Below are 24,854 nucleotides of genomic sequence, written 5' to 3'. Positions count from 1 at the left end.
GCAGGAGATAGCATGACTTTCGAACTCATCCTTACCGAGACGCGCGGTCGCGTCGGCCTCATCACCCTGAACCGGCCGAAAGCGCTCAACGCCCTCAACGACAATCTGGTCGACGAAATCGGCCGGGCCCTCGACGCCTACGAGGCCGACGAGAACATCGGCGCCATCGTCATCACCGGCTCCGAAAAGGCTTTCGCCGCCGGCGCCGATATCGGCGCCATGGCCAGTTTCTCGTACATGGACGCCTACAAGGGCGACTACATCACCCGCAACTGGGAACGCGTCAAGACCTGCCGCAAGCCGGTCATCGCCGCGGTGGCGGGCTTCGCCCTCGGCGGTGGCTGCGAACTGGCAATGATGTGCGACATCATCATCGCCGCCGATACCGCCAGGTTCGGCCAGCCCGAAGTCAAGCTCGGCATCCTGCCGGGCGCCGGCGGCACCCAGCGCCTGCCGCGCGCGGTCGGCAAGGCCAAGGCGATGGACATGTGCCTCACCGCCCGCTTCATGGACGCCGCCGAGGCGGAAAGGGCTGGCCTGGTGTCGCGCGTCGTGCCAGCCGACAAGCTGCTGGACGAAACCCTGGCCGCTGCCGAAACCATTGCCGGCTTCTCGCTGCCGGTGGTGATGATGATCAAGGAGTCGGTGAACCGCGCCTTCGAAAGCAGTCTCAACGAAGGCCTGCTGTTCGAACGCCGCGTCTTCCATTCGGCCTTCGCGCTCAACGACCAGAAGGAAGGCATGGCCGCCTTCGTCGAGAAGCGCAAGCCCGATTTCCGTCACGACTGAACCAGTCCCCGGGGCCGCCGCACGGGCGGCCCCGGCCGCCTGGATGCGGCAACCGCCAGGCAACACGGATGCGCTTCCCGCTCCGCCCCCCTCTCCATCGGCGACGTCATCGCCCGGCAACATCGCAAGGCCATTCTTGGCACTGCAGCTTCCCGGCAGCTTCCGCCAGCCGGCGGAAATCGCACGGTGCTGCGCGGCATCGCGTCCTTGCCGAGCAAGTCTGTCAGGCAGACGTAAGGCATTGAATGCAATAATCCGCCCCGGATTGTGCGACGCACAAAGAAGGGGTTGACAGTGGGGTTTTCAACCTTATAATCAGCCTCAATGTTGCGATGCAACATCACAGCGTCGGCCCCAGGCCGCGATGTATAGACGTCCTACCAAGGAGATCACCATGACTGCTACCCCTGAGCAATTCGCCTCCGCCGCAAAAGCCAATGTCGAGACCCTCTTGACCCTGGCCAACTCCGCTTTCGCCAACGCCGAGCGTCTGGCCGCGCTGAACCTGAACACCGCCCGCTCGGTGCTGGAAGACGGCGTCGCCAACACCAAGGCCCTGTTCGCCGCCAAGGACGTCCAGGAATTCGTCAGCCTGCAGACCTCGTTGGCCCAGCCGCTGATCGAGAAGGCCGTTGCGTACAACCGCAGCGTCTACGAGATCGCCTCCCAGAGCCAGGAAGAAATCTCCAAGCTCTTCGAAGCCCAGGTTGCCGAGCTGAACAAGAACATCGCCACCGCCCTCGACAAGGCTGCCAAGTCCGCCCCGGCCGGCTCCGACGTCGCCGTCGCCGCTGTCAAGTCGGCCATCGCCGCCGCCAACAGCGCCTACGACAGCGTCAGCAAGGCCGCCAAGCAGGTTGCCGAGATCGCCGAAGCCAACGTGGCTGCCGCGACCAACGCCACCGTCAAGGCTGTCACCACCACCAGCAAGGCTGCTTCCAAGAAGGTTGCCTAAGCTGAACCCGCTCCCGGCTTCGGCCGGGTGAGGCAAAACGGCCCCGCCTGCGCGGGGCCGTTTGTTTTTCTGCTCGCGCAGGCGGGGCCACTATCGATCGAGCAGCTTCCAGCGGCCGTCCTCGACGGTTAGCACCTCGCAGCCGCATCCTGGAAAACTCGATCTGCGCAACAACGCCGAACTCGTGCAGTACGCGGTGCGTTACGGCGTCGGCACCGTGTAGCACGCCGCGCGAACGTGGGGGCCCATCACGACCCGGCGGGCTCGTCCTCGACGATCACGCCTTCGCCGCCGGCGTAGTGGTGGGGAAACAGGCGACGCATCTCGCCCTCGATCCACTCCTCCGCCTGACGGTTGATCTGCTCCACCTTGGCGCCCTTCACCTCGATCACCGGACCGATGCTGACAACGATCTCGCCCGGATACTTGAGGAAGGCGTTGCGCCGCCAGAACTCGCCGGCATTGTGCGCCACCGGCACCACCGGCACCCCTGCGCGCTTGGCCAGCCACGTGCCGCCCACCTTGTAGCGGCGCGTCGTGCCCGGCGCCACCCGCGTTCCCTCCGGAAACACGACCACCCAGAAGCCTTCCTTCAGGCGGGCACGCCCCTGCTCCACCACCTGCGCCAGCGCATCCTTGCCCGCGGCGCGGTCGATCGCGATGCCCGGGATCTGTGCCAGCCCCCAACCGAAGAACGGCACCTTCAGCAACTCGCGCTTGAGCACGAAGCACAGCGGCGGAAAGATCACCTGCAGTGCCATCGTCTCCCAGGCGGACTGGTGCTTGGAGAGGATCACCGCCGGCCCGGCGGGAATGTTCTCGGCGCCGACCACGCGGTAGCGGATGCCCAGCAGATGACGCACGAACCACATCACCAGCGGCGCCCACGAGGTGATCACGCGATGGCGCAGGTGCGGCGAGAACGGGAACATCAGCATGCCGATGATGGCATAGGGCGGCGTCACCACCGCGAGCACGATGGCGAACAGGAAGGAACGCAGAAAGATCACGGTATCGCTCGGACAGCTTCAGGCGGTGAGATCGGCGACCACGGAGGCCAGATCGGGATAGACGAGGGTTTGTTCGGGCAGCGCCGGATCCTCGCGCGTCTTCAGGCCCTTGCCTGTCAGCACCAGGTAGGGCTGGCAGCCTACCGCCACGCCGGCCTGGAGGTCGCGCAGGCTGTCGCCCACGGCCGGCACCGCGGTGAGATCGACGTTGAAGCGCTCGGCGATCTGCCGGAACAGGCCGGGCTTGGGCTTGCGGCAGTCACAGGTGGAATCGGCGGCGTGCGGGCAGAAGAAGATGGCGTCGAGCCGGCCGCCGACCTGGGCCAGGCTCTTCACCATCTTGTCGTTGATGGCGTTGAGCGTATCCATGCCGAAGAGTCCGCGGCCCACGCCCGACTGGTTGGACGCAACCACCACCCGCCAGCCCCACTGGTTGAGCTTGGCGATCGCCTCCAGCGAGCCCGGGATGGGCTTCCATTCGTCCGGCGACTTGATGAACTGGTCGGAGTCGTAATTGATGACGCCGTCGCGGTCGAGAATGATGAGCTTCATGCGTGCGCTCCGCGCGGAAGAAGAACGCGGCCCGGCGGCTGCCGGGCCGGTCGTGTCAGGCAGACAGCCGCGAGATGTCGGCCACCTGGTTCATCAGGCCGGCGAGCTGGGCGAGCAGCGCGAGGCGGTTCTGCCGCGTCAGCGGCTCCTCGGCCATCACCATCACGCCGTCGAAGAAGGCGTCCACCTCGGCACGCAGGCCGGCGAGCACGCACAGCGCGTCGGTGTAGTCCTCGTTGTTCACGTGCGACCTCACCAGCGGTGCGATCTCGATCACGCGGTGGAACAGCGCCTTCTCGGCGTCTTCCTGCAACAGCGCGACGTCGGGCTCGCCCGGCGTACCCTCCGCCTTCTTGAGGATGTTGACGATGCGCTTGTTGGCCGCGGCCAGCGCCTCGGCTTCCGGCAGCGCGCGGAAGGCCTCGACCGCGGCGAGCTTGGCCGGCACCAGGTCGATGCGGGTCGGCGCCAGCGCCAGCACCGCGTCCACCGCGGCCACTTCGCCGCCGTTCTCCCTCAGCAGGTTCTTCAGGCGTTCGCGCATGAAGTCGAGCAGTTGTGCCTGGAAGCCGTCGGCGGTGAGCAGGCCGGGCTTGAAGCCGGCGGCGGCATCCGCCACCAGCGCTGCCAGATCCAGCGGCAGCGGCGCTTCCATCAGGATGCGCAGCACGCCGAGCGCGGCACGGCGCAGCGCGAACGGGTCCTTGTCGCCGGTCGGCACCATGCCGATGCCGAAGAAGCCGACCAGCGCGTCGAGCTTGTCGGCCAGCGCCACCGCGCTGGCGACATTGCCCGCCGGCAGCGCATCGCCGGCGAAGCGCGGCTGGTAGTGGGCCTGCACCGCGTCGGCGACGACCGCGCCTTCGCCGTCGTGGAGCGCGTAGTAGCGGCCCATGATGCCCTGCAGCTCGGGGAACTCGCCCACCATCTCGGTAACGAGATCGGCTTTGGCCAGACGCGCGGCGCGACGGGCGGCAACCTCGTCGGCGGACAGCCGCGCGGCGATCTTGCCGGCGAGCGCTTCGAGGCGTTCGACGCGTTCGAGCACGCTGCCGAGCTTGTTGTGATAGACCACATTGGCCAGCCGCGGCAGGCGCGAGTCGAGCTTGTGCTTCTTGTCGGTCTCGAAGAAGAAGCGCGCGTCCGACAGGCGCGGGCGCACCACGCGGGCGTTGCCGGTGACGATGTTCACCGGGTCTTCCATGCGCATGTTGGAGACGATGAGGAAGCGGTTCTGCAGCTTGCCGGCGGCGTCGAACAGCGGGAAATACTTCTGGTTGGCGCGCATCGTCAGGATCAGGCATTCCTGCGGCACGGCGAGGAATTCGGCTTCGAATTCTCCGACGTACACCGTCGGATGCTCGACCAGCGCGGTGACCTCGTCGAGCAGGTCGGCGTAGTCATCCAGCAGCGCGCCCTGCCGGGCAGCCTCGGCCAGCAGCTGGCGCTCGATGTCGGCACGGCGCCCGGCGAAGTCCGGCACCACCTTGCCTTCGGCGAGCAGGGTCGGCTCGTAGGCGTCGGCGGTAGCGATGTCGATCTCGCCGCGGCTCATGAAGCGGTGGCCGCGGGTCGTGCGGCCGGCATCGAGGTCGAGCACCCGGCCCGGCACCACCTCGGCGCCATGCAGCATCACCAGCTTGTGCACCGGGCGCACGAAGGTGGCGTCGCCATCGCCCCAGCGCATCACCTTGGGGATGGGCAGCGCCTTGACCGCGTCGTGCACGATGGCGGCGAGCACCTCGGCGAGCTTGGCGCCGGCCACTGTGGCGGTGTGGAACAGCGCCTCGGCCTTGCCGTCCAGGCGACGCTCGAAGCCGGCGACCGCAGCGGCGGGGATGCCCTTGGCTTCCATCTTCTTCAGCAGCGCAGGGGTCGGCTTGCCTTCGGCATCGAGGGCGACCGCGACCGGCATCAGCTTTTCGGTGATTTCCTTGGCGGCAGCTTCGGCGGCGACGCCCGGCATCACGATGGCGATGCGGCGCGGGCTGGCGAACCAGCGGAAGGAGGCGTCGGCGGCGGCGAGCCCGCGCGCCTTGAGGCCTTCGGCGATCCGGGTGGCGAAGGTTTCACCCAGGCGCGGCAGCGCCTTGGGCGGCAGTTCCTCGGTGAGCAGTTCGACGAGCAGGGTATTGGCCGTCATTGCGCGGCCTCCTTGTTCTGTTGCGGCAGCATCGGAAAGCCGAGCGCCTCGCGGGATTCGAAATACGCCTGCGCGACCGCGCGCGACAGGTTGCGGATGCGGCCGATGTAGGCGGCGCGCTCGGTCACCGAAATCGCGCCGCGGGCGTCCAGCATGTTGAAGTTGTGCGCCGCCTTCAGCACCATCTCGTAGGCCGGCAGCGCCAGCCCGGCTTCCATCAGGCGCTTGGCCTCGGACTCGTAGTTGTTGAACAGCGAGAACAGGAAATCGACGTTGGAGTGCTCGAAGTTGTACTTCGACTGCTCGACTTCGTTCTGGTGATAGACGTCGCCGTAGGTGACCTTGGAACCGTCCGGATACACCGCCCAGGTGAGGTCATAGACGTTCTCGACTCCCTGCAGATACATCGCCAGGCGCTCCAGACCGTAGGTGATCTCGCCCAGCACCGGCTTGCAGTCGAGACCGCCGACCTGCTGGAAGTAGGTGAACTGGGTGACTTCCATGCCGTCCAGCCAGACCTCCCAGCCCAGGCCCCAGGCGCCGAGCGTCGGGTTCTCCCAGTCGTCCTCGACGAAGCGGATGTCGTGCGCGTTGGGGTCGATGCCGAGCGCGCGCAGGCTGTCGAGGTAGAGTTCCTGGATGTTCAGCGGCGACGGCTTGAGCACCACCTGGTACTGGTAGTAGTGCTGCAGGCGGTTGGGGTTCTCGCCGTAGCGGCCGTCCTTGGGCCGGCGCGAGGGCTGCACGTAGGCGGCATTCCAGGGTTCGGGGCCGATGGCGCGCAGGAAGGTGGCGGTGTGCGAGGTGCCGGCGCCGACCTCGAGGTCGTAGGGCTGGAGCAGCACGCAACCGCGATCGCCCCAGAATTTCTGGAGCGTGAGGATGACTTGCTGGAAGGTAGGCTTGGTGTGGACTGGCGACATGGTCTCGGGCGGCCTCCGGGCCGCGCAGCGAACACAAAGACCGGGATTTTACTGGGATTCGCCGGGGCACGGCGAAGTTTGGGACATTGGAATCGCCCCGGCGGCATGGCGCCGCCGGGTAAGGACCTTCGGCTAGCTGCGCCGCAACAGACGAAGCATGCGGTTCTTGAAACCGTCCACATAGGTGAACACCGCCGGCACTACCAGCAGGCTCAGTACCGTCGAGGTGATCAGCCCGCCGATCACCGCGATCGCCATCGGCGAGCGGAAGCTGGTGTCGGCAACGCCGGCACCGATGGCGATCGGCATCATCCCGGCGCCCATTGCGATGGTGGTCATGACGATGGGCCGCGCACGCTTGCGGCAGGCGTCGAGCAAGGCCTCGGTGCGCGACAGGCCGTGGTCGCGGCGCGCGACGATGGCGTACTCCACCAGCAGGATGGAGTTCTTGGTGGCGATGCCCATCAGCATGATCAGGCCGATCAGCGAGGGCATCGAGAAGCTCTTCTGCGCGATCAGCAGGCCGACGAAGGCGCCACCCAGCGACAGCGGCAGCGCCATCAGGATGGTCACCGGATGGAGCAGATCCTTGAACAGCAGCACCAGCACAATGTAGATGCAGAGCACGCCGGTCAGCATCGCCAGGCCGAAGCTGGCGAAAAGCTCGCCCATCACCTCGGCATCGCCGACCTCGACCACGCGCACGCCCGGCGGCAGGTTCTGCACCGACGGCAGCTTCGCCACCGCCACGGTGACCTCGCCCAGCGGCAGGCCGGACAGCTCGATCTCGAAGTTGATGTTGCGCGCGCGGTCGTAGCGGTCGATCACCGCCGGCCCTCCGGCCACTTCCAGCGACGCCACCTGGCCCAGCATCACCGGCCCGTCGGCGCCGGGCACCGCCAGCCGCTCCAGCACCGCGAGGTCCTGGCGGGCGCTTTCATCCAGCCGCACCAGGATGGGCACCTGGCGCTGCGAGAGGTTGAGCTTGGCCAGCGACATGTCGTAGTCGCCGAGGGTGGCCACGCGCAAGGTGTCGCCAATCGCCGTGCTGGTGACGCCGAGGTCGGCGGCACGGGCGAAATCCGGCCGCACGGCGATCTCGGGCCGGATCAGGCTGGCGGTCGAGGCCACGCTGCCCAGCCCGGGGATGGTGCGCAGGTCGCGCTCCACCGCCAGCGCCGCCTCCTGCAGCGCACGCGGATCCTCGCCGGTGAGCACCAGGATGTACTTTTCGCCCGAACCGCCCAGCCCGACTTTGCTGCGCACGCCCGGCAAGGCCTCCAGCACCGCGCGGATCTCGTTTTCGACCGCTTGCTTGACCGGCCGCTGCCCGCGCGGTGACAGCAGTACCGTGAGCGTTGCCTTGCGCACCTCGCCGGCGCTCTTGGGCGCAAAGGGATCGCCCCCCGCCGTGCCGCCGCCGATGGTGGTGTAGACGCTTACGACCTGCGGCACGCGCCCCAGCAAGGCGCGCGCGTGCTCGGCCGCGGCGCGCGTCTGGGCCAGCGTGGAACCGGGCGGCAGCTCGAGATAGACCTGGGTCTGGGAGTTGTCGTCGGGCGGGATGAAGCCGGTCGGCAGCAGCGGGATCAGCATCACCGAGCCGACGAAGAAGGCCGCCGCCGCGATCATCGTCAGGCCGCGATGCTTGAGGCAGCGCTCCGCCCAGCGCGCGTACCACTCCAGCCAGCGCGGTTCGCGGTGCAGGCCGCTGAGCGGCTTCAGGATGTAGGCGGCCATCATCGGCGTCAGCACCCGCGCCACCACCAGGGAGGCGAACACCGCGAGCGAGGCAGTCCAGCCGAACTGCTTGAAGAACTTGCCGGCCACGCCGCTCATGAAGGCAGTGGGCAGGAAGACGGCAATCAGGGTGAAGGTGGTGGCGATGACCGCGAGGCCGATCTCGTCCGCCGCCTCCATCGCCGCTTCGAACGGCGACTTGCCCATGCGCAGGTGGCGCACGATGTTCTCGACCTCGACGATGGCGTCATCCACCAGGATACCCACCACCAGCGACAGCGCCAGCAGGGTCACCACGTTCACCGAGAAGCCGAGCAGATACATGCCGATGAAAGCGGGAACCACCGACAGCGGCAAGGCCACCGCCGAGACGAAAGTAGCCCGCCAGTCGCGCAGGAACAGCCACACCACCAGCACCGCCAGCAGGGCGCCCTCGTACAGCAGCTGCATCGAGCCGGTGTACTCCTCCTCCACGGGCGCGACGAAATTGAAAGCCTCGGTGATCTCCATGTCGGGATGCGCGGCGCGCAGCTGCGCCAGCGCCGCCTGCACCGCCGCGCCGACTTCGACCTCGCTCTCGCCACGGCTGCGCGCGACCTCGAAACCGACCACCGGCTGACCGTTGAGCAAGGCGGCCGAGCGCGGTTCGGCGTAGGAGTCGGTCACCGTCGCCACTTCGGAGAGCCGGATGCGGCGGCCGTCCGGCAACGCCAGCTGGAGCGCCGCCAGTTCGGCGGCCGAGGCCACCGTCGCCAGCGTGCGCACCGGCTGCTCGCCGCCGCCGAGGTCGGTACGGCCGCCCGCACTCTCGGTCTGCACCTCGCGCAGCTGGCGCGAGATGTCGGCCGCGGTCGTCCCGAGCGCCTGCAGCCGGAGCGGATCGAGCGTGACCTGCAGCTCGCGGGTGACGCCGCCCACCCGCGTGACGGCGCCTACGCCGCGCACCGCCAGCAGGCGACGCGACACGGTGTCGTCGACGAACCACGACAGGGCTTCCTCGTCCATCTGCGGCGAGCGGATGGTGAAGGCGAGCACCGGCTGGCCGGCCAGGTCCACCTTGTTGACCACCGGGTCGCGCAGATCGCCCGGCAGGTCGGCACGCACCTTGGCCACGGCCGAGCGCACGTCGTCCACCGCCTCCTGCACCGGCTTCTCGAGGCGGAACTCGACGGTGAGGGTGACGCTGCCGTCCTGCGCCTTGGTGTAGATGTGCTTGAGCCCCTGCAGGGTCGCGACCGAATTCTCGATCTTGCGGGCGACGTCGTTCTCGAGCTGCGAAGGCGTGGCGCCGGGCAGCGAGGCCGTCACCGTCACCGTCGGCAGGTCGATATCGGGGAACTGCTGCACCTTCATCGCGCTGAAGGACAGCACGCCGGCGAAGCTGAGCAGCACGAACAGCATCACCGCGGGAATGGGGTTGCGGATCGACCAGGCGGAGACGTTCATCGTGCGCGCCCCTCCGTTCAGCGGCCGGCGGGCGTCGCCGCCCCGGCGCCCGCCTCGTCGACCACGCGCACCAGGTCGCCCTCGTTGAGGAAGCCCGCCCCCGTCGCCACTACCCTAGCGTCGTCGGCCAGCCCGCCGGTGATCTCGACGCGTTCGCCGACGCGCCGCCCTGTCTGCACCTTGAGCTGCGACACCCGATTGTCGGCGCCGACACGGAACACGTAGGTAAAGGCCTCGCGCACAACCACCGCCTGCTGCGGCAAGGTGAGCGCATCGGTGGCACCAAGCTCGAATTCGCCGCGCGCGAACATGCCTGCCTTGGGCCCACCCTCTTCCGCCGCCTTGCCGGTCGCGGCCGGCAGGTCGACGTACACCAACCCGGCGCGGGTGCGCGGATCGACGGTGGGCGCCACCATGCGCACCCGCCCGCTCACCCGGCTGCCGTCGGCCAGCGTGAGCTGCACGCGGGTTCCGCTGCGCACGCGGCCGAGTTCGGCGGCCGTCAGCTCCGCTCGCCACTCCAGCCGGCCCTGCCGGATCATGCGGAAGAGCTCGGCCCCGGCGCCGACCACCGCACCGACGGTTGCGCTGCGCGACGAGATCACGCCATTGTCGGGCGCCAGCACGCGGGTATGCTTCAGCCTCACCTCGTGCGCGGCCAGCGTGGCGCGGGCGGCGGCGATGCGTGCTTGGGTGGTCCGTTCGGCGGTGAGGTACTGCACCACCTGCTGTTCGCTCATCGCCCCGCTCGCGCGCAGACCGCGCGCACGCTCGGCGTTGGCAGTCGCCTCGGCGGCGGCGGCCTCCGCTTCGAGCAGGGCGGCGCGTGCCTGGGCGACGTCGGCGCGCAGGGTTTCATCGTTGAAGGTAGCAAGCAGATCACCGGCACGCACGCTGTCGCCGACGTTGACCTTCACCTCGGTCAGGCGCTGGTCGCCCACACCGGCGCCTATGCTGGCTTCCTGCCAGGCGGCGATGTCGCCGTTGGTGGCCAGGCGCAGCGGCAGGCTCTGGCGCTGCGGCACGGTGGTCGTGACCGACAGCGCCGGCCGCGGCGAAGCCGCCGGCTTGCCGTCGTCGGCGCCGCTGGATGAGACCGTCATCAGGCCGATGAAGGCGGCGGGCAGCGCAAGGAGTAGCGCCGCCCCCAGCCCTGTTGAACGGGAAAGCAGTCTTTTCATGATCGTATCTGCGGACGGGCGCGAAGAATCCGGGCGAACAGCGGCGCCGGCAACGCGCAAATGTCATCGTGAGAACAGCGGACCGAAGCCTACCATCAGTCGCGCAACAATGACGCCTGCGTTCGCACGCGAACCCGCCCGGAATGCCTCAGGAGTGACTGACGCCGGCTTCGCGCCCCGCGCGCCGGCGCAGCGGCAGGCAGGCCAGCGCAAGCGCCAGTACCGCCAGCAGCAGGGCCGCGCGGTCGCCCCAGCGCGCGTAGGGCGTGAGGCCCTGGTAACCACGCACCGCGGCATGCAGCACGCCCTGCTCGAAGGCCGGCAACACCGCGGCGACGCTGCCGTCGGGCTGCACGACCGCCGTCATGCCGGTATTGGTCGAACGCAGCATCGGCCGCCCGGTCTCCAGCGCACGCGCGCGCGCAATCTGCAAATGCTGCGGCTGGGCCAGCGAGTCGCCATACCAGGCGAGGTTGGACAGGTTCAGCAGCAGCGTGGCCTCGGGCAGGCTGCGGATGATCTCGGCGCCGAAGAGGTCTTCATAGCAGATGTTGAGCGCGATCCGCTGCTGCCCGAAAACCATGGGCGCCTGGTCGGCCGCGCCGCGGGTCTGGTCCGACATCGGGATCTGCACCAGCCGGTAGAACCAGCCGAACAGCGGTGGCGAATACTCGCCGAAGGGCACCAGGTGCTGTTTTGCATAGGACTGGCCGGCGCTGGCGCCCAGGCTGATCGCCGCGTTGTAGATGCGCTGCTCCGTGTCGCGGGTGAACACTCCCAGCACCAGATCGCCGCCATTGCCGCGGGCATAGTCGCCGAGCAGTTCGAGGTAGCCGGCAGGCAGTTGGTCGGCCAGCGCCGGCAGCGTTGTTTCCGGCAACACCACCAGGCTGGCGGCGGTATCGCGCACCAGACGGGCATTAGTCTGCAGCACCTGGGCAAAATGCTCAGGACTCCACTTCAGGCTCTGCTCGACGTTAGTCTGCACCAGCGCCACCGACAACGGCTCGCCCACCGGCGTGGTCCAGGCCACACGGGCGAAGCCGCCACCGGCCAGCAACGCGACGGCAACAGCGGCCAGCGGCAGGCGCAGGCCACGCCAGCCAGCTTGCCGCCAGGCCAGGCCGAGCAGCGCCGCCAGCCAGGCGACGACCCCGCCCACGCCATAAACGCCGAGCAGCGGCAGAAAGCCGGCCAGCGGACTGGGCGGCGTCTGCGAATAACCGATCGCCAGCCAGGGGAAACCGGTGAAGAGCACGCCCCGCAACCATTCCGACAACAGCCACAAGGCGGCGAAGCACAGCGACTGCGGCAGCAGCCGCGCTCGCACCGGGCCGCGGCACAGCCGCACGAAAGCGGCGCCGAGCAGTGCGGGGTAGAGGGCAAGGAAGGCGCAGCACAGCCCGATCGCCAGCGCGGCCAGCGGTGGCGGCACGCCGCCGTAGCGGGCCAGGGCGATGTAGAGCCAGGACACTCCGCTGCCGAACACGCCCAGCCCCCACGCCAGGCCGAGGCCGAATCCGCTGCGGGTGCGCTCGGCGCCCCCCAGCAGGAAGGCCAGCGTCGCAAGGCTGAGGAAAGCGAGCGGAAAAAATTCGAAGGGAGCGAGCGCCAGCGTGACGCCGCCACCCGCCACCGCGGCCAGCAACAACCGCAGCATCAACCCGCCGCCACGCCGCTCGCCTGCGGCAGGCTCTCGACCAGCAGGGTATGGACGCGCCGGCTGTCGGCGCGCAGCACCTGGATGCGCAAGCCGTCGAGCTCCATGGTTTCGCCGCGCTCAGGCAGGCGGCCGAGGCGGTGCATGATCAGCCCGCCTATGGTGTCGACATCGGCGTCGCGCAGATGGGTGCCGAAGGCCGCGTTGAAATCCTCGATCTCGGTCGTGGCCTGAACGCGGTAGCGCCCCTTGTGATCCAGCCGGATGCGCGCGCCGACCTCGTCGAAGTCGTATTCGTCCTCGATGTCGCCGACGATTTGTTCGAGCACGTCCTCGATGGTGATCAGGCCGGACACGCCGCCGTATTCGTCCACGACGATGGCCATGTGGTTGTGGCTGACGCGGAACTCGCGCAGCAGCACGTTGAGGCGCTTGGATTCCGGCACGAACACGGCCGGACGCAGCATGTCGCGCAGATTGAACTCGCGGCCGGCGAAATAGCGCAGCAGATCCTTCGCCAGCAGGATGCCGACGACGTCGTCCTTGCTCTCGCCCACCGCCGGGAAGCGCGAGTGCGCGGTATCGATGACGAAGTCGGCGATGCGCTCCATCGGGTCGGCGAGCCGGATCACGTCCATGCGCGAACGCGGCACCATCACGTCACGCACCTGCAGTTCCGACACCTGCAACGCGCCTTCGATGATGGAGAAGGCATCGGCGTCGAGCAGGCCGCGCTCCAGCGCGGCGTGCAGCAGTACGAGCAGTTCGTCGCGGTCTTCCGGCTCGCGCGAGAGCATGGCCGAAAGTCTTTCCAGCAACGACGGTTTACCAGGAGCACTATCCATAAAGGGTACGCAAACGAAGAGCCAGGGTTTGGGACCGAGCAAGTTTCATGCGCGCCGGCCTCGCTCCCAATGCCTGGATCCTCCCGGTTTGGCCTCGTCAGGCATAGGGATCGGCGTAGCCCAGCCCGCGCAGGATGTCCGTCTCCAGGGCTTCCATTGCGTCGGCCTCGTCTTCCGCCTCGTGGTCGTAGCCCTGCAGATGCAGCATGCCGTGCACCACCAGATGGGCAAAATGGGCGTCGAGCGGCTTGTTCTGCTCCCCCGCCTCGCGCACCACCACCGGGACACAAAGCACAAGGTCGCCCGTCAGCGGCGCACCTTCTATGGTCGGCGCCCCGTCTTCCTCACCATAGACGAAGGTCAGCACATTGGTCGCGTAGTCCTTGCCGCGATAGCCGCGGTTGAGCTCGCGGCCTTCGGCCTCGCCCACCAGGCGCACCGTCACTTCGGCGTCGGTGCGCAGGGCAGCCTGGGCCCAGCGGCGGATCTGGTGCTTCTTCGGCGCCAGGCCCTTGGTGTCGCCGTCGAGCACCTTCTGCACCTCGAGGGTGAGCAGCGGCGGCTTGGCGGCTTCCGGCAGGTCGATGGACTCCACCGCCTGCATGTGATGATGCACGTCCACCCGCAGGGTGACGACATTGCAGGCACCGGGTTGCAGGGTGATGACAGGCACGTCGCTATCGTCGTCGCCGCCGATGTCGGCTTCGATCTCGAGATCGCCCCAGTCGCCCTCGGGAAAGCTCAGGGTGAGCTTGCGTCCGTCGGCAAGTTCGATCTCCAGCCGTTCGGCCTTGATGCGGGAGCTCTTGCCGGCCGCGTCGATGGCCAGGATCTTCGGTCCCTGCAACTGCTTAGGCATCACCCTCTCCGGTGTTCTTCGCGGCCGCGGCCCGGGCATCCCGCGCCGCCTCCTGGTTGTCGTAGGCCTCGACGATGCGCGCCACCAGCGGATGGCGCACCACGTCTTCCTTCTTGAATTCGGTGAAGGCGATGCCGCGCACCTTGGCGAGGATGTCGCGCGCCTCGCGCAGGCCGCTGCGGTTGCCGCGCGGCAGGTCGACCTGGGTGAGATCGCCCGTCACCACTGCCTTGGCGCCGAAGCCGATGCGGGTGAGGAACATCTTCATCTGCTCGGGCGTGGTGTTCTGCGCCTCGTCGAGAATGATGAAGGCGTTGTTAAGCGTACGGCCGCGCATGAAGGCCAGCGGCGCGATCTCGATGCTGCCGCGCTCGAAAAGCTTGGCGACGCGGTCGAAGCCCATCAGGTCGTAGAGCGCGTCATACAGCGGGCGCAGATAGGGGTCGACCTTCTGCGCCAGGTCACCGGGCAGGAAGCCGAGCCGCTCGCCCGCCTCGACCGCCGGACGGGTGAGGATGATGCGTTCGACCAGGTCGCGTTCGAAGGCATCGACGGCGCTTGCCACCGCGAGGTAGGTCTTGCCGGTACCGGCCGGACCGATGCCGAAGGTGATGTCGTGATCCTGGATGTGGCGCAGGTACTCGACCTGGCGCGGCGTGCGGCCGTGCAGCTCGGTCCGGCGCGTCAGCAGGGCGGGCGCGGTGAGCGCGTCGTTGCCGCTGCCGCGGTTGGCGATCTCGATCAGGCCGAGCTGCACGTCGTCGACCGTCAGCTCGTTCTCGGCGCGCTCGTAGAAGTGCTTGAGCGCCATCTCCCCGCGCAGCACCTGGGCCGGATGACCGTGCAGGGTGAACTGCTCGCCGCGCCGGCTGACGGTAATGTCGAAGGCGTTCTCGATCTGGCGCAGGTTTTCTTCCAGCGCGCCGCACAGTCGGGCGAGACGGGCGTTATCGACCGGCTCGAAGAAGACTTCCAGGGTCTTAGCCATCAGGACTCCCGGGTGAGGATCTCGCCACGCAGGCTGTGCGGCAGCGCCGAGGTGATGCGCACCTCGATGAACTGGCCGACCAGGCGGTCGCGATTGGGCGACGGCGCCGGGAAATTCACCACGCGATTGTTGTCGGTACGCCCCATCAGCTCTTCGTCGTTCTTGCGCGAGCTGCCCTCGACCAGGATGCGCTGCACCGAGCCGACCATGGACGCACTCACCGCCTGCGCCTGTTCGTCGATGCGCTTCTGCAGCCGCGCCAGCCAGCGCAGCTTGGTTTCCTGCGGCACCGGATCTTCGAGATCGGCCGCCGGCGTGCCCGGGCGTGCGCTGTAGACAAAGCTGAAGGAGCCGTCGAAGCCGACCTCGTCGATCAGCTTCATGGTCTTCTCGAAGTCTTCCTCGGTCTCTCCCGGGAAGCCGATGATGAAATCGGACGACAGCGACAGATCCGGTCGCGCCGCGCGCAGCTTGCGCACGATGGACTTGAACTCCAGCACCGAATAGCCGCGCTTCATCGCCGCCAGCACGCGGTCGGAACCCGACTGCACCGGCAGGTGGAGCTGCGACACCAGCTTGGGGAGCTTGACGTAGGCATCGAACAGGCGCTGCGTCATCTCGCGCGGATGCGAGGTGGTGTAGCGGATGCGCTCGATGCCCGGAATCTCGGCCACGCATTCGAGCAGGAAGGCGAAGTCGCCTTCCTCGCCCGCGTCGCGCACGATCTCGCCGCGCCAGGCATTGACGTTCTGGCCGAGCAGGGTCACTTCCTTCACGCCCTGCGCCGCCAGCCCGGCGATCTCGGCCAGCACGTCCTCGAGCGGGCGCGAGATTTCCTCGCCGCGGGTATAGGGCACCACGCAGAAGGTGCAGTACTTGGAGCAGCCTTCCATGATGGAAACGAAAGCGCTGGCGCCTTCGACGCGCGCCGGCGGCATCGCGTCGAACTTTTCGATTTCCGGGAAGGAGATGTCCACCTGCGAACGGCCGCTCTGCTTGCGCGCCTCGATCAGCGCCGGCAAGCGGTGCAGCGTCTGCGGCCCGAACACCAGGTCTACATAAGGCGCGCGCGCGACGATGGCCTCGCCTTCCTGGCTGGCGACGCAGCCCCCCACGCCGATGATGAGGTTGGGGTTGAGCTGTTTCAGGTGCTTGACCCGGCCGAGATCGTGAAACACCTTTTCCTGCGCCTTCTCGCGCACCGAACAGGTGTTGAAGAGGATCACGTCGGCCTCTTCCGGATTGTCGGTCTTGATGATGCCTTCATCGGCACCGAGCACGTCCGCCATCTTGTCGGAGTCGTACTCGTTCATCTGGCACCCGAAGGTGCGGATGTAGAGCTTCTTCATCGGGTAAATCCGGTCACTGCTTGGGGTCGGGCGCCGCGATCTCGGCCGGGGTGAGGATCCACACCCGGTGGATCTGGCCATTGTTGTCGAGCTGGGCACGCACCTTGAACTCGCCCGCCACGTAGGAGGGGAGCACGATACGGTTGTCGGTGTCGCGGATCTGCGAGCCGGCGCTGAGCTTGAGGACGGTATTGCTCTTGAAGAAGCTGTCCGCCTTGATCGTCACTGCATTGGAGCCGGCAAAGATCATCACCATCCTTGCCGCGTTGGCGGGGATTTCCCGCAGCACCGAGGCAAACGCACTCCCGCCTGCGAGCGGAGCGATGAACATCATGAGTAGAAGCAAGCGAAGCGCGCGCAAGGGAATCCGGACGACCCGTCGTAACACTGTGAGGAGAGCTGCGATCATCCCCGATCAACCCTCCGCTGTCAATGCAAACCCCTTATAAATCAAGCCTTCCACCGCAGGCCCGAACAGCGGAAACGCCCGCATCGGCCAGCCCGCGAACGAAAAGGATATTGACGCACCCCACGGCAGCCCGCTATAGTCGCGCGCTCGGTTGGTGATGTAGCTCAGACGGTTAGAGCGATGGATTCATAACCCATAGGTCGGCGGTTCGATTCCGCCCATCACCACCACCCGACAGAAGCCGCTGATTCCGCAAGGGTCAGCGGCTTTTTCACGTTCCCGGCCGAAACAAAACGGCAACACTCGGTGCGGCGCCGGACATGGGTCGGATACCACACCTCGCCAGCACCATGGGGGGACGCGCCGCCTTCGGCAGCCTGTTGCTCGCCCTCTTCACTGCGCTTCTGCCGCTCGCCTGCTGCTTCTCCGGCCGCGCGGCGTCCGCCACGGCTCGACAAGCGGACGCCACCGCGGCGGGCACGCCTGTGCGCGACCACCGCTTCTGGCTGGTCACCGGCGGCCTCTTCGTATGCGGCTTCCACGTCACCTTCCTCGTCACCCACGTGCCCGGCGTCATCACCGCCTGCGGTTTGCCGTCCGGACTTGCCGGCGCCTGGCTGGCAGTCGCAGGCGGGGCCAACATCGTCGGCAGCCTGCTCGCCGGCGGACTGATACGGCGCGTCGCACCGGCCCACCTCCGCCATGCCGGCAAGCACGCCCGTGAGGACCTGAAGCGATGCCCGGCTCAGGCAACCGGGAGATAGCGCGCCAGCAGCGCGAACAGGCGCTGCGGATCGACCGGCTTGTCCAGCACCGCCGCCAGTCCGTCGGCACCATTGGCCGGCAGCGCGTGCGCGTTGCCGCTGTAGAGCACCACAGGCAGCGCCGGGCGCACGGCGCGCGCATCGCGCGCGAGTTCCACCCCGGACAAGCCCGGCATCGCCTGATCGGTCAGCAGCAGGTCGATGTGCTCGCCGGCGACCAGGCGAGCGCGCGCAGCCAGCGGATCGCTGAACGCGCACACCTCGACGCCCCAGCGCTGCAGCAGCTCTCCCATGCAGCCAAGCACCGTCGGCTCGTCGTCGACCAGCAGCACCCGCCCGGCCAGACGGCCGGCGGGTAGCGCCCTGCGCCCATGCCCGCGGTCGTCGGACGCCATGCCGACAGCGGCCTGCGGCCGGAGCAACACGCGGAACCGGGTGCCGTCGCTGCCGGTATCGACCAGCACATGGCCATCCTGCTCATGGACGATGCCATGCACCATCGCCAGCCCCATGCCGGAACCGTGGCCGCCGCCCTTGCCGCCCCCCTTGGTGCTGAAGAAGGGCTCGAACATCCGGTCCATCACCGCAGGTGCGATACCGGGCCCGGAGTCGGTCACCGACAATTCGACGTAGTCGCCCTCCACCGGCTGGCGGCAGCTGCAGCACACGCCCTTTACCCGTGGCTGATGGCGCACGCCCACCACCAGCGTGCCACCCCCGCCCATCGCGTCGCGGGCATTGAGGCACAGGTTGAGCAGCACCTGCTCGATATGCACCGGATCGGCGAACACCAGAGGCACGTCGTCGGCGAAGTCGCTGTGTATTGCCACCGCAGCCGGGAAGGATGGCCGTGCGAGGCCGAGCGATTCGACCACCAGCGGGCCGAGTTCGAGCAGACGCGGCGCGCCGCGCTGGCCGCGGCTGAAGGTGAGCATCTGGCCGATGAGATCGCGTGCGCGTTCGCAAGACAGCCGCGCCTGCTCCAGGTAGCGCGCCTGCACCGCATCGCCGTCGTCCTCCGCGCGCTCGATGCCGAGCACCACGTAACCGAGGATGCCGGCGAGCAGATTGTTGAAGTCGTGGGCGATGCCTCCCGCCAGATGACCGATCGCTTCCATCTTCTGTGCCTGACGCAGCTGCGCCTCGAGCGCGTTGCGCTCGGCCTCGGCGCGCTTGCGTGCGGTGATGTCGCGCAGGTAGCCGATGAAGATATCGCCTTCCGCAGCGCGCGCCGTGCCTATGGCCAGCTCCACCGGAAATTCGCGACCGTCGGCGTGCAGCGCGGTGAGCTCCACGCTACGACCGAGAAATGGGCCGTGTCCGGTGGCAAGGTAGCGTGCCAACCCGCGGGAGTGAGCCTCCCGATGGCGCGCCGGCACGATAAGTTCCGCAAGCTGGCGGCCCATCGCCGCGCCGCGCGCATGGCCGAAGACGCGCTCGGCCGCCGGATTGAATTCGATCACCCGCCCTTCGGCGTCCATGCCGATCACGCAGTCGAACGCCGCCTCCACCGTGGCGCGCAAACGTGCCTCGCTGCGGCGCAGGGCATCCTCGGCGAGCTTGCGCGCGGTGATCTCCCGGGTGAAGGCAAGCAGGCGCGGGGTGCCGGCGATCTCAGCCATCTTCAGTACCAGTTCGTCCCAGTGCAGGCTGCCGTCTTTGTTGCGCCGGTGCCATTCCAGCTGCAACGGCCGGCCGCTGCGCCGCGCCTCGGCGATCAGGCGCGCCGCCTCTTCGCCGGTGTAGGGTGGTTCGCCCGAACACAGGGCATCGACCGGCATCGCACAGAGTTCGTCGTAGCTGTAACCGTAGGCGCGGCAGGCCTTGGGGTTGGCGTCGACGATCTCGCCGGTGTCGGCGTCGTGGACGAAGATCGCATCCTCCGCGGCGTCGAAGATGGCACGGTAGCTCGCCTCCGACGCCCGCAACGCGGCCTCGGCGCGCTGGCGCTCGATCTCGGCCGCCGCCCGCACCGAGAAGATCTTGAGTACCGACGCCACCAACTCCTCGTCCTGCATGGGGCGCCGCGACAACACCGCGATCACGCCTATCGGCCGCCCGGCCGGATCGCACAGCGGATAGCCGGCGTACGACTTGAGCCCCAGCGCGGAGAGCTGGCCATCCGCCGGGAACTGCGCGCCGACATCGGCGGCGAACAGCCGGAATCCATGCCCCACCACCGTCCGGCACGGCGTGGTGGCGAGCACGTAGGACATGTTTTCCTGGTAGGCGCCGTCGCCGTAGATGCCGCGCGTGCTAACCCGTTGCGGCTCGCCCGCCATCAGTTCGCCGATGAAGGCGTAATCGGCGTCGAGGATGGTCGACAGGTAGCGCGTGAGCTCCTGGAAGATACGGTCCGAACCGGCGCTGGACACCGCCAGTGCAGCCTCCTGCAGCGCAAGGCTGGTGCGCTGCCTTGCGGTGACGTCCTTGGCCACGCCGATCAGCCCGACGAGCGCGCCATCGCCATCGAACAGCGGCGACTTCATCGTCGCGTACAGTCGGCGCTCACCCTGGAACAGCGCTGTCTCCTCGAATTCCAGCGCACGCCGTTCGCCGAGCACCTGGGCGTCGTTGCGACTGAAGGCGGTGGCGATGTCCGGCGGGAAGAGGTCGATGTCACCCGCACCGACGATCTCCGACGCCGGGCGGCCGGCGAGGCGCTCGAAACTGCGATTCACGAACAGGTAGCGGCCGGAGCAATCCTTGGCGAAGACGATGGCGGCAACCTCGCGGTAGGCCTCGGCCATGGCGGCCACCACCGGCAACGGACGATCGTTCATGGCGTCTCCCCTGCGGCTGCGGAAGGTGCGTTTCGAGTGTAGCCGGGCGATCACCGGGCGGACACCGTGGCAACCGGACCGAAACCATTGAAACGCGCCGGTTACATTGCCCGACGCCGGCTTTCTCAGGGCGCGCCGGGCACGAACATGTAGCCGCTGCCGCGCACGGTGCGGATGCTGCGCGGATGCGCCGGATCGGCCTCGATCTTGCGCCGCAGCCGGGCGATGCGGATGTCGATCGAGCGGTCGAAAGGCTCCCACTCGCGATTGCGGGTCAGCGTCAGCAGTTGGTCGCGGCTGAGCACCCGGTTGGGGTGGTCGAGGAAGACGGCGAGCAGGTCGAACTCCATCGCGGTCATCGGCACATCCTCGCCGCGCGCGTCGAGCAGGCGGTGGGCGCTGCGGTCGAGACGGCAGCAGCCCACCGCCTCCAGCAACCCCACCGCCGGGGCCGCGGCCGGCTCCGCCGGCGGGCGGGACTGCATACGGCGCAGCACGCTCTTTACCCGGGCAAGCAGTTCGCGCGGGTCGAAGGGCTTGGCGATGTAATCGTCGGCCCCCACCTCCAGCCCCACCACACGGTCGATCACGTCGCCCGAGGCGGTCACCATGATGATGCCTACGTCGTAGCGCTCGCGCAGGAAACGCGCCAGCGTCAGGCCGTCCTCGCCAGGCAGGCGCACGTCGAGCAGGACGACGTCCGGCAGCGCCTCTTCCAGCGCGCCGCGCATCGCCGCGCCACTGTCGGCGCAGCGCACGGTGTAGCCGTGGGTGACAAGGTAGTCATTCAGCATTGCCCGCACGCTCGGATCGTCGTCGACCACCAGGATGTGCCCGCTGCACGTCATGCACGCCTCCCGCCACCGATACAAAGCGACAACACAGTGTTTCACCGCAGAAATCGGCGGATTACCCGCGGCGCCCAGAGTACGAACCGTACCGCGCCCCGGTGCAGACCCGAGCAGGCGACGCCGCAAGCAGCCCGCTTTCAATGTGAACCACAGGAGACCAACATGCAAACCACCATCGCCACCACCGACCACGTCACCGCCAGGCCCACCGCGGTCGACCCCGGCCGCTACGCCCGCTGCGTGGATACCTCGCGCCGTGTGCGCTGGGATATCGATCGCGACGTGATCCGCAGCCGTGACTTCGACTTCGGCCACAAATTCCTGCCCGACGGGCTGTCCATGGCCGACGAGCTCGACTTTCTCATGCCCGCCGCGCGCCGCCTCTTCAGCCAGGTGCAGGGCCGCAGCTACGCCAACATCTTCGGCCTGGTCGAACGCTTCATCGGCGCGAAGATCCTCGAGGTCAGCCGTGAGCACTGGCTGGGCGACCAGACCGCACTCGAAGCGCTGGTGCGCTTCACCGACGAGGAGCTCAAGCACCAGGCGATGTTCCGCCGGATCGAATCGATGATCGCGGCCGGCCTGCCACCGGGTTACCGCTTCCTGCCGCAATCCGACGAGGTCGCCCGCGCGGTGCTGGCCGCCTCGACTTGGGCGGTGCTCGGACTGACCTGCCACATAGAACTTTTCACCCAGATGCACTACCGCGAGAGCATCGCCGCCGATCCGACACTGTCGCCACTGTTCAAGGACGTCTTCCTCTACCACTGGAAGGAGGAATCGCAACACGCCATCCTCGACGAGCTGGAGTGGATGCGCGAGGACGAGAAACTGGACGATGACGCGCGCGACCGCGCAGTGGACGACCTCATCGCCCTGGTCGCCGCGGTCGACGGCATCCTGCAGATGCAGGCCACCGCCGACGCCGAATATTTCATCGCGGTCGCGCCGCAGGACTTCGACGAGGACGAGATGGAGCGCATCTACACGACCATGCTCAAGGCCTACCGCTGGCAGTACATCGTGTCCGGTGTGCAGGTACCGCACTTCCAGGCGGTACTGGCGCGCATGACGACTCCGGCGCAGCAGGCCCGCATCGGCGCGGCGCTTGCCCCGTTGATGTACGCGACGCCGGAGGAGGCGCGCTACGCGGCCTGAACGCGGGCGAAAAAAAAGCCCCGCCACATGGCGGGGCCGGACATCATCGTGTCGCGCCGGATCAGGCCGGGACCGAGGTGCGGATCAGGTGATCGAAGGCCGCCAGCGAAGCCTTGGAACCCTCGCCCATGGCGATGATGATCTGCTTGTACGGCACCGTGGTGCAGTCACCGGCAGCGAACACACCCGGCACCGAGGTCTGGCCCTTGGCATCGACGATGATTTCACCGAACTTGCTGAGCTCGACCGTGCCCTTGAGAAAGTCGGTGTTGGGCAGCAGGCCGATCTGCACGAAGATGCCTTCGAGCTCGATGCGCTTTTCCTCGCCGCTCACGCGATCCTTGTAGACCAGGCCGTTCACCTTATCGGCACCTGTCACTTCCGTGGTCTGCGCGCTCTTGATCACCGTGACGTTGGGCAGGCTGGCGAGCTTCTTCTGCAGCACTGCGTCCGCACGCAAGGTATCGGCGAACTCCAGCAGCGTCACATGGGCGACGATGCCGGCGAGGTCGATCGCGGCCTCGACGCCGGAGTTGCCGCCGCCGATCACCGCCACGCGCTTGCCCTTGAACAGCGGACCGTCGCAGTGCGGGCAGTAGGCCACACCCTTGCCGCGGTACTCCTTCTCGCCCGGCACGTTCATCTCGCGCCAGCGTGCACCGGTGGCGAGGATCACCGTCTTGGCCTTCAGCGAGGCGCCGTTTTCCAGCTTCACCTCGTGCAGCTCGCCCGGCACCAGTGCGCTCGCTCGCTGCAGATTCATCACGTCGACTTCGTACTGCTTGACGTGCTCTTCCAACGCCATCGCCAGCTTGGGCCCTTCGGTCTCCTTGACCGAGATGAAGTTCTCGATCGCCAGCGTGTCCATCACCTGGCCGCCGAAACGCTCGGCCAGCACGCCGGTGCGGATGCCCTTGCGCGCCGCATAGATCGCCGCCGCCGCGCCGGCCGGGCCGCCGCCGACGACGAGCACGTCGAACACGTCCTTGGCCGACAGCTTGGCGGCGTCGCGCTTGGCCGCGCCAGTGTCGATCCTGCCGAGGATCTCGCCCAGCTCCATGCGGCCGGCGCCGAACTCCTGACCGTTCAGATAGACCGTGGGCACTGCCATGATCTTGCGCGCCTCGACCTCGTCCTGGAACAGCGCGCCGTCGATCATGGTGTGGCGGATGTTGGGATTGAGGATGGACAGCAGGTTGAGCGCCTGCACCACGTCGGGGCAGTTATGGCAGGACAGCGAAATGTAGGTCTCGAAGTTGAACTCGCCTTCGAGCGCCTTGATCTGCTCGATCACGTCGGCTTCGACCTTGGGCGGATAGCCGGCGGTCTGCAGCAGCGCGAGGATGAGCGAGGTGAATTCATGGCCCATCGGCAGGCCGGCGAAACGCACGCGCGCCTCTCCGCCCTTGGGGCCGACCGAGAACGAGGGCTTGCGCTCATTGTCGTCGCGGCGCTCGATCACGGTGATGAGGTTGGACTGCTCGGCGACATCGCTGAGCAGTTCGCGCATTTCACGCGATTTTTCGCCATCGTCCAGCGACGCCACGATCTCGATCGGCTGCGTCACCCGTTCCAGATAGGCTTTCAGTTGAGTCTTGATATTGGCGTCCAGCATGATGACTTCTCCCTCGGATTTTTTCGGGCTGCCGCTGTTTTCGGCGAGCCCAGATACGACACAGCCGGCGCGTGGCCGGCTGCAGAGCACTTTGCCCAGGGCCGGATAGGCCCGGGCGATGCAGCGGATGCTTTTAGATCTTGCCGACGAGGTCGATGGACGGGGCCAGCGTCTTCTCGCCTTCCTTCCACTTGGCCGGGCACACTTCGTTCGGGTGGGCGGCGGTGTATTGGGCGGCCTTCAGCTTGCGCAGGGTTTCCGAGACGTCGCGGGCGATCTCGTTGGAGTGCACTTCGACGGTCTTGATGATGCCTTCCGGGTTGATCACGAAGGTGCCGCGCAGCGCCAGACCCTCTTCCTCGATATGCACGTCGAAGGCCTTGGTCAGCTGGTGGGTCGGGTCGCCGACGAGCGGGAACTTGGCCTTGCCGACCGCCGGCGAGGTCTCGTGCCACACCTTGTGCGAGAAGTGGGTGTCGGTGGTGACAATGTAGACCTCGGCGCCGGCCTTCTGGAACTCTTCGTAGTGCTCGGCGGCGTTTTCGATTTCGGTCGGGCAGTTGAAGGTGAAGGCGGCCGGCATGAAGATCACCACGGACCACTTGCCGATGAAGTTTTCGTCGGTAACCGGCACGAACTTGCCGTTGTGAAACGCGGTGGTCTTGAACGGCTGGACTTTGGTGTTGATCAGGGACATTGCAGACTCTCCGAGAAGTTGATGGAACGTCGTGGTGAAAACTCGATGGAATGAAGTGTAAGGTCGGGCAGAAAATTGATCTAATTAATTATCAAGATACCCGTCATTGCAAAGAGCTATGAAGCACGAAAGCCGGA

The 24,854-nt window shown here is 67.3% G+C and carries 20 protein-coding genes and 1 tRNA gene; 5 read left to right on the top strand and 16 right to left on the bottom strand.

The genetic code is table 11. The features are described 5' to 3' along the window. Positions 1–12: 12 nt before the first annotated feature. Positions 13–789 (top strand): enoyl-CoA hydratase, encoded by a 777-nt coding sequence (locus CJ010_RS04885; protein WP_141016996.1) that lies wholly within the window; start codon positions 13–15, stop codon positions 787–789. Between the two features lie 394 nt (positions 790–1,183). After that, positions 1,184–1,744, top strand: a complete 561-nt coding sequence (locus CJ010_RS04880; protein ID WP_371415688.1) for a phasin family protein — start codon at positions 1,184–1,186, stop codon at positions 1,742–1,744. Positions 1,745–1,992: 248 nt separating this feature from the next. Here the strand turns inward: CJ010_RS04880 and CJ010_RS04875 are convergent, their stop codons facing one another. The 12 genes from CJ010_RS04875 to CJ010_RS04820 form a co-directional block, all read right to left on the bottom strand. Beyond that, positions 1,993–2,754 carry a 1-acyl-sn-glycerol-3-phosphate acyltransferase gene (locus CJ010_RS04875; protein ID WP_141016995.1) on the bottom strand — a complete coding sequence of 254 codons (762 nt, stop codon included), beginning with the start codon at positions 2,752–2,754 and terminating at the stop codon, positions 1,993–1,995. A gap of 18 nt (positions 2,755–2,772) precedes the next feature. Next, positions 2,773–3,306: a D-glycero-beta-D-manno-heptose 1,7-bisphosphate 7-phosphatase gene (gene gmhB, locus CJ010_RS04870; RefSeq protein ID WP_141016994.1), complete on the bottom strand. Its 534-nt coding sequence runs from the start codon at positions 3,304–3,306 to the stop codon at positions 2,773–2,775. A gap of 55 nt (positions 3,307–3,361) precedes the next feature. Further along, positions 3,362–5,449 (bottom strand): glycine--tRNA ligase subunit beta, encoded by a 2,088-nt coding sequence (glyS, locus tag CJ010_RS04865; RefSeq protein ID WP_141016993.1) that lies wholly within the window; start codon positions 5,447–5,449, stop codon positions 3,362–3,364. After that, positions 5,446–6,372 (bottom strand): glycine--tRNA ligase subunit alpha, encoded by a 927-nt coding sequence (gene glyQ, locus CJ010_RS04860; protein ID WP_141016992.1) that lies wholly within the window; start codon positions 6,370–6,372, stop codon positions 5,446–5,448. Before glyQ ends, glyS begins: the two co-directional genes overlap by 4 nt. A 132-nt stretch (positions 6,373–6,504) precedes the next feature. After that, positions 6,505–9,558 carry an efflux RND transporter permease subunit gene (locus CJ010_RS04855; RefSeq protein WP_141016991.1) on the bottom strand — a complete coding sequence of 1,018 codons (3,054 nt, stop codon included), beginning with the start codon at positions 9,556–9,558 and terminating at the stop codon, positions 6,505–6,507. A 17-nt stretch (positions 9,559–9,575) separates the two neighbouring features. Further along, positions 9,576–10,739: an efflux RND transporter periplasmic adaptor subunit gene (locus CJ010_RS04850; protein ID WP_141016990.1), complete on the bottom strand. Its 1,164-nt coding sequence runs from the start codon at positions 10,737–10,739 to the stop codon at positions 9,576–9,578. A gap of 148 nt (positions 10,740–10,887) precedes the next feature. After that, complete coding sequence (gene lnt / locus CJ010_RS04845; protein WP_205754899.1) at positions 10,888–12,399, bottom strand: apolipoprotein N-acyltransferase; 1,512 nt, start codon at positions 12,397–12,399, stop codon at positions 10,888–10,890. Beyond that, a complete protein-coding gene (locus CJ010_RS04840) occupies positions 12,399–13,244 on the bottom strand; it encodes an HlyC/CorC family transporter (RefSeq protein ID WP_168224905.1) in 846 nt (281 codons plus the stop codon). Before CJ010_RS04840 ends, lnt begins: the two co-directional genes overlap by 1 nt. Before the next feature lie 97 nt (positions 13,245–13,341). After that, the gene (gene ybeY / locus CJ010_RS04835; RefSeq protein ID WP_240794500.1) at positions 13,342–14,103 is read right to left on the bottom strand and encodes an rRNA maturation RNase YbeY; all 762 of its coding nucleotides are present in this window, start codon (positions 14,101–14,103) and stop codon (positions 13,342–13,344) included. Further along, on the bottom strand, positions 14,096–15,091 hold the full coding sequence (locus CJ010_RS04830; protein ID WP_141016987.1) for a PhoH family protein: 996 nt from the start codon (positions 15,089–15,091) through the stop codon (positions 14,096–14,098). Before CJ010_RS04830 ends, ybeY begins: the two co-directional genes overlap by 8 nt. Then, the gene (gene miaB, locus CJ010_RS04825) at positions 15,091–16,440 is read right to left on the bottom strand and encodes a tRNA (N6-isopentenyl adenosine(37)-C2)-methylthiotransferase MiaB (RefSeq protein ID WP_141016986.1); all 1,350 of its coding nucleotides are present in this window, start codon (positions 16,438–16,440) and stop codon (positions 15,091–15,093) included. Before miaB ends, CJ010_RS04830 begins: the two co-directional genes overlap by 1 nt. 13 nt (positions 16,441–16,453) lie before the next feature. Continuing rightward, the gene (locus CJ010_RS04820) at positions 16,454–16,774 is read right to left on the bottom strand and encodes a hypothetical protein (protein ID WP_240794499.1); all 321 of its coding nucleotides are present in this window, start codon (positions 16,772–16,774) and stop codon (positions 16,454–16,456) included. A 228-nt stretch (positions 16,775–17,002) separates the two neighbouring features. On the opposite strand from CJ010_RS04820, the gene CJ010_RS04815 reads away from it, so the two are divergent. Then, positions 17,003–17,079, top strand: a tRNA-Met gene (locus tag CJ010_RS04815). A 90-nt stretch (positions 17,080–17,169) separates the two neighbouring features. After that, positions 17,170–17,613, top strand: a complete 444-nt coding sequence (locus CJ010_RS04810) for an MFS transporter (protein WP_141016984.1) — start codon at positions 17,170–17,172, stop codon at positions 17,611–17,613. Here CJ010_RS04810 and CJ010_RS04805 read toward each other — a convergent pair. Both CJ010_RS04805 and CJ010_RS04800 read right to left on the bottom strand, forming a co-directional pair. Beyond that, positions 17,595–20,396, bottom strand: a complete 2,802-nt coding sequence (locus CJ010_RS04805) for a PAS domain S-box protein (protein ID WP_141016983.1) — start codon at positions 20,394–20,396, stop codon at positions 17,595–17,597. The genes CJ010_RS04810 and CJ010_RS04805 overlap by 19 nt on opposite strands. Positions 20,397–20,521: 125 nt before the next feature. Continuing rightward, positions 20,522–21,244, bottom strand: coding sequence for a response regulator (locus tag CJ010_RS04800; RefSeq protein WP_141016982.1), 723 nt, complete (start codon positions 21,242–21,244; stop codon positions 20,522–20,524). Positions 21,245–21,409: 165 nt separating this feature from the next. Here CJ010_RS04800 and CJ010_RS04795 point away from each other — a divergent pair, with 165 nt between their 5' ends. Next, entirely contained in the window at positions 21,410–22,405 is a 996-nt protein-coding gene (locus tag CJ010_RS04795; protein WP_240794498.1) for a hypothetical protein, read from the top strand. A gap of 61 nt (positions 22,406–22,466) precedes the next feature. On the opposite strand, the gene ahpF is transcribed toward CJ010_RS04795, so the two are convergent. Continuing rightward, complete coding sequence (gene ahpF / locus CJ010_RS04790; protein WP_141016981.1) at positions 22,467–24,020, bottom strand: alkyl hydroperoxide reductase subunit F; 1,554 nt, start codon at positions 24,018–24,020, stop codon at positions 22,467–22,469. A 133-nt stretch (positions 24,021–24,153) separates the two neighbouring features. Further along, positions 24,154–24,717, bottom strand: a complete 564-nt coding sequence (gene ahpC, locus CJ010_RS04785; protein ID WP_141016980.1) for an alkyl hydroperoxide reductase subunit C — start codon at positions 24,715–24,717, stop codon at positions 24,154–24,156. Between the last annotated feature and the right edge of the window lie 137 nt (positions 24,718–24,854).

Source organism: Azoarcus sp. DD4 (genome assembly GCF_006496635.1).
In the GTDB taxonomy this organism is placed as follows: Bacteria; Pseudomonadota; Gammaproteobacteria; order Burkholderiales; family Rhodocyclaceae; genus Azoarcus.
Note: the sequence above shows the minus strand (reverse complement) of the source record. Positions and strands in the feature narration are given on the sequence as shown.